This is a genomic window from Candidatus Methylomirabilota bacterium, assembly GCA_035315345.1.
Lineage (GTDB): Bacteria > Methylomirabilota > Methylomirabilia > Rokubacteriales > CSP1-6 > CAMLFJ01.
Genome location: DATFYA010000039.1, coordinates 1 through 5,611, shown reverse-complemented (window position 1 = coordinate 5,611; position 5,611 = coordinate 1). Strand labels below are relative to the sequence as shown.

Annotated in this window: 4 protein-coding genes; all 4 read right to left on the bottom strand. The window is 68.7% G+C overall.

Annotated features, from left to right (window positions below; translation table 11 throughout):
* Positions 1-2,033: glycogen debranching protein GlgX (gene glgX / locus VKN16_05035; protein HME93561.1), on the bottom strand; the 2,033-nt coding region annotated here is incomplete at its 3' end.
* On the bottom strand, positions 2,030-4,513 hold the full coding sequence (locus VKN16_05030; protein HME93560.1) for a glycogen/starch/alpha-glucan phosphorylase: 2,484 nt from the start codon (positions 4,511-4,513) through the stop codon (positions 2,030-2,032). The genes glgX and VKN16_05030, both read right to left, overlap by 4 nt.
* A 19-nt stretch (positions 4,514-4,532) precedes the next feature.
* Positions 4,533-5,111: a histidine phosphatase family protein gene (locus VKN16_05025; GenBank protein ID HME93559.1), complete on the bottom strand. Its 579-nt coding sequence runs from the start codon at positions 5,109-5,111 to the stop codon at positions 4,533-4,535.
* Positions 5,108-5,611, bottom strand: a 504-nt coding sequence (locus tag VKN16_05020; GenBank protein ID HME93558.1) for a phosphoketolase, incomplete at its 5' end; no start/stop codon positions are given. The genes VKN16_05020 and VKN16_05025, both read right to left, overlap by 4 nt.

Genomic DNA, 5,611 nt, shown 5'->3' with positions numbered 1-5,611 from the left:
GAGCGCGGCCCCGTCCGATAGACCGGGTCGAGACACGCCGGCCCCTCGTGCCACGGCCCGATGTCCTGCGGCGAGGCGTGCGACGTATCGATCCAGCGCCGCCACGGTCTGCCCGGACCGGCCGCGGCGGGCAGCTCGAAGTCCAGGGGCTCCCAGTACGCGTTCAGGATCAGGTACACCTCGGTTTCCTGCTCGCGCAGGACGGCCGACACGGCCACGCTGTGGGAGTGCTCACTCCAATCCGGCTGGCCGACCTTCACGCCGTGCCAGCTCTTGGTCGCCTCGCGGATCATCTGATTCAGGCTCACCCGCCGGCGCTCGTGGCCGATGCTCCGCGTCACCCGCTGCGCGTTCAGGAGGCTCACGAACCGGAGCACGTCGGCGTGCCGGTCGACCAGCGCCCAGTCGAACCAGCTGATCTCGTTGTCCTGGCAGTAGGCGTTGTTGTTGCCGCGCTGCGTGCGGCGCACCTCGTCACCCATCGAGACCATGGGCATGCCCAGGGAGAGCAGCGTGACGGCCAGGAAGTTCTTGACCTGCCGATTCCGGAGCGTCTCGATCGCGGGATCGTCGGTCGGGCCCTCGACCCCGCAGTTCCAGCTGCGATTATCGTCGGCCCCGTCACGGTTCCCCTCTCCGTTGTCCTCGTTGTGCTTGCGGTCGTAGGAGACGAGATCGTTCACGGTGAACCCGTCGTGGCACGTGACGAAGTTGACGCTTTGCTCCGCCTCACGTTCCTCGTACCCGTAGATCTGCGGGCTCCCCACCAGCCGGTCGGCGACTCGTCCCACCGAGCCCGGCTCGCCACGGAAGAACGACCGCACGTCGTCGCGGAAGCGACCGTTCCACTCCTTCCAGCTGTCGCCGATGAAACTGCCGACCTGATAGAGTCCCCCCGCGTCCCAGGCCTCGGCGATGAGCTTCGTTCCCGCGAGCACCGGATCCGACTCGATGTCCCACAGGACGGGCGGGTCCAGCATCGGGCCGCCCGACTCGTCGCGCGCCAGGATCGAGGCGAGGTCGAATCGGAACCCGTCGACGTGCATCTCGGCGACCCAGTGCCGCAGGCTGTCGACGATGAGGCGTCTGACGATCGGATGGTTGGCGTTGAGGGTATTACCGGTTCCCGTGTAGTTGGCGTAGCCCCGGCGGTCCGCCTCCAGGATGTAGTACGTGGGGTTGTCGAGCCCGCGGAAGCAGACCGTCGGTCCCCGCTCGTCCCCCTCCGCGGTGTGGTTGAATACCACGTCGAGGATCACCTCGATGCCGGCCCGGTGCAGAGCCTTGACCATATCCCGGAACTCGTCGACCGGGCCGAGCGGATCCTGCCGGGCGCTGTACGCCCGGTGGGGCGCGAAGAACGACACCGGCGCGTAGCCCCAGTAGTTGATCTTCCCGGGCGGGCAATCGAACGGATCGAACTGGAAGACGGGCAGCAGCTCCACCGCGGTGACCCCGAGCCCCTGCAAGTACGGGATCTTCTCGACCAGCCCCGCGTAGGTGCCGCGCCGCTTCTCGTCGACGCCGGAGCTGGGGTGGCGCGTGAAGCCCCGCACGTGCATCTCGTAGACGATCGTCCGCGCGGACGGCGTGCGGAGCGGAGCGTCGCCTTCCCAGTCGTAGTCCGACGGATCCACCACCACGCTCTTCATGGAAGTCGCGGTGGTGTCGCCGGCCGCGCTGGCCGCCTCCCGGTCATAGCGCTCCGGGACCGCCACCGCCCGCCCGTACGGATCCAGGAGCACCTTCGCGGGATCGAACCGAAGGCCCGCGGAGGGCTCGGCCGGCCCCTCGACCCGATAGCCGTAGATCTGCCCGGCGGCGACCCCGGGCGCGAAGGCGTGCCAGTAGTGGTACGTGCGATTGCCGGCCACATCCAGACGGATAGTCCGCGCGGCCTTGGCATCGTCCGCCCGATCGAACAGCAGCAGCTCCACGCCGGTCGCGTGGCGAGAGAACACACTGAAGTTGGTGCCCTTGCGATCCGGCGTGGCGCCGAGCGGAGCCGCCACGCCCACGGCGCTGGCGCTCATGGCACCGGGCACGGCGTGACGTTCCAGATCTCGGTCGCGTACTCGGCGATGGTCCGGTCGCTCGAGAAACGGCCGGAGCTGGCCACATTGATGATGGCCTTCCGCGCCCACTCGTCCGGGCGCGCGTAGCAGTCCAACAACCGGCGGTCGGCCTCCAGGTAGGCGCTGAGATCCGCCAGATGCATGAAGTAGTCCCCGCGCGTGAGCAGCATCTCCCGTAGCGGCTCGAACACCCCCGGCTCGTAGCGGCTGAAGTGATCGGTGAAGATCAGGTCGAGGGCCGCGCGCGTCTCCGGCTCGTGGTCGTAGTGCCACTGCGGACTGTACCAGCCGCGATTGCCCGCCACCTGCTCGGCGGTCAGCCCGAAGAGGAAGAAATGCTCCTCGCCGGCGGCCTCCGCCATCTCGATGGTCGCGCCGTCGCGGGTGCCGATGGTCAGCGCCCCGTTCATCATGAACTTCATGTTGCTGGTCCCGCTCGCCTCGTAGCCGGCGGTCGAGATCTGGTTGGACACGTCGGTCCCGGGAATCAGACGCTCGGCCATGGTCACGCAGTACTCGGGCAGGAACACGACCTTCAGGCGCCCGCGCACCGCCGGATCGCCCTCCAGGGTGCCGGCGAGGTTGTTGATGAACTTGATGACGAGCTTGGCCAGGTGGTAGGCCGGCGCCGCCTTGCCCGCGAAGAAGAACGTGCGCGGAGCCATCTCCATCGCCGGGTTCTGCCGCAGGCGATCGTAGAGCACCACCACCCGCAGGGCGTTCAGGAACTGGCGCTTGTACTCGTGGATGCGCTTGACCTGGCTGTCGAAGATCGAGTCGGGGTCCACCACCAGGCCCGCGGTCGTCTTGAGCCAGTCCGCGAACCGGGTCTTCGCCTCGCGCTTGGCGCTCCGGACCGCGTCGCGAAAGCCTCGATCGTCGGCGAGGGGCCGCAGCCGGCCGAGCTCGGCCAGGTCGGTGACCCAGCGCTCGCCGATGGCCGCGGTGATGCGGCCGGCCAGCCCCGGATTCGCGAGCAGTAGCCACCGCCGCGGAGTCACCCCGTTGGTCTTGTTGTTGAAACGCTCCGGGAACATCTCGGCGAGGTCCTTCACCGTCGAGGCGCGCAGCAGTGCGGAGTGAATGGCCGCGACCCCGTTGGTGCTGTGCGAGCCGACGATGGCGAGGTTGGCCATGCGCACCTTGCGCTCGCTGCCCTCTTCCACCACGCGGATGCGCTCGACGCGGCCCTCGTCGCCGGGGAATCGCGCCCGCACCTCGTCCACGAGCCGGCGGTTGATCTCGAGCACGATCTCCAGCTGGCGGGGCAGCAGCATCTCGAACCAGCGGAGCGGCCACTTCTCGAGCGCCTCGGGCAGCAGCGTGTGGTTCGTGTAGGCGAGCGTCTGCCGGGTCAGCTCCCAGGCCCGATCCCATCCGAGGTGCGCCTCGTCCAGCAGGATCCGCATCAGCTCGGTGACGGCCATGCTCGGATGGGTGTCGTTGAGCTGGACGGCGACCTTGGCGGGCAACGCCCCCCAGTCCGTATTGCTGCGGCGGAAGCGCCGGACGAGGTCGGCCAGCGAGCAGGCGACCAGGAAGTACTCCTGGATGAAGCGCAGGCCCTGCCCCATGCTCGTGGAGTCGTCCGGATAGAGCACGCGCGTCAAGGACTCCGCGGTGAGCCGCTCCGCGAGCGCCCCCACGAAGTCGCCCGCGCTGAAGGCGCGGAAGTCGAAGAAGTCAGGGGTGCCGGCGGCCCACAGCCGAAGGGTGTTGATCGTGTTGCCCCCGTACCCGACCACCGGGCGATCGAACGGCAGGCCGTACAGACTCGACGGCTGCCCGGCCACGACGTGGAGCCCCCCGCCGCGCACCTCGAAGGAGCAGCCGAGCTTGATCTCCACCTGCTCCTGCGGGCGGGCCACCTCCCACGGATCGGGCCGTCGGAGCCAGTTGTCGGGCTGCTCCTGTTGCCAGCCGTCCCGGATGGTCTGGCGGAAGATCCCGTACTCGTAGCGAAGGCCGTAGCCCATGGCCGGCAGCTGCAGGGTGGCCATCGAATCCACGAAGCAGGCCGCGAGCCGGCCGAGCCCGCCATTGCCGAGCCCGGCGTCCGGCTCCTCCTCGAGGAGGCCGATCCAGTCGAATCCCCTGTCGCGAGCCGTGTCCGCGATCAGTGGATCGAGCAGGAGGTTCATGACGTTGTTCGCGAGCGACCGCCCGATGAGGAACTCCATCGACAGGTAGTAGACCCGCTTGGGATTCTCGCGCTCGTAGGTCGCGTCCGTGCGCACCCACCGCTGGGCCAGGACGTCGCGCACCGAGCGCGCGGCGGCCTCGTAGCGATCCCGCGCGCTCGCGGTCGCGGGATCGACCGCGTTGTCGAACATGAGGTGCCGCTCGTAGAGCGCATTGTCCCGGCCCTTGAGCTGAACGGGCCCGCACCCGTACCGGGCTAGCAGCTTCTCGGCGCCCGGCGTCTTGTCCTTGCTCATGATCTCGTCCTCCTATCCGCTATCCGGCGATCGGCGCATTCCAGATCTTCAGAGCCGGAATCTCCCGGTAGTAGCCGAGCACGTTCAGCGTGCCGGTATCGAGCAGGAAGCTCTGACCCGCCGCCGCGGCCAGCCCCAGCCAGCGAGCCACCAGCACCCGGAGCACGTGCCCGTGGGCGAACAGGGCCACGTCGCCCGACGTGGCGCGCGCCCTGGCGATGACCCGATCCGCGCGCGCTCCCACCTGCTCCGACGTCTCCCCGCCGGGGCAACCATCGCGGAAGATGAGCCAGCCGGGCGCCTTCTCGTGGATCTGCTTCGGGGTCAACCCTTCGTAGTCACCGTAGTTCCACTCGACGAGGTCGGGGTCGAGCAGGGCCCGGGCGCCCAGGCCGGCCAGCTCGCACGTCTCCCGGGCCCGCTGCAGCGGGCTCGTGAGCACGAGCGCGAACACTTCTCGCTCCAGCACCGGCCCGATCCGAGCGGCGAGGCGACGTCCGTTGTCGGTCAGCGGGATATCGGTCGTCCCGGTGTGCTGCCCGCTGAGACTCCATGCGGTCTCCCCGTGCCGGATCGCGAACACCCGGCCGCCGCTCACACGTTGTCCGCCTCGGTCGAGCCCGCCCCTCCGCTCGTCGCCGCCTGCCCCCACTTCCAGTTCGCGATGCCGGGCATGTCGTCGCCGTGCCGGGCGATGTATTCCTGGTGCTCGATGAGCCGGTCGCGGATCGCCTGCTTGGCGTACGCCGCGCGGGCGCCGAGCTTGGGGACCCGGTCGATCACGTCGCTGACCAGGTGGAAGCGGTCGATGTCGTTGAGCACGCACATGTCGAAGGGCGTGCTGGTGGTCCCCTCCTCCTTGTAGCCGCGCACGTGCAGATTCGCGTGGCTGGTCCGCCGGTAGGTCAGCCGGTGAATCAGCCACGGGTAGCCGTGGAAGGCGAAGATGATCGGCTTGTCCTTCGTGAACAGCGCGTCGTAGTCGTGATCCGACAGGCCGTGGGGATGCTCGCTCGCGGGCTGCAGCTTCATGAGATTGACCACGTTGATGACTCGGACCTTCAGCCCGGGCGCGTGGTGCCGCAGCAGGTCGACCGC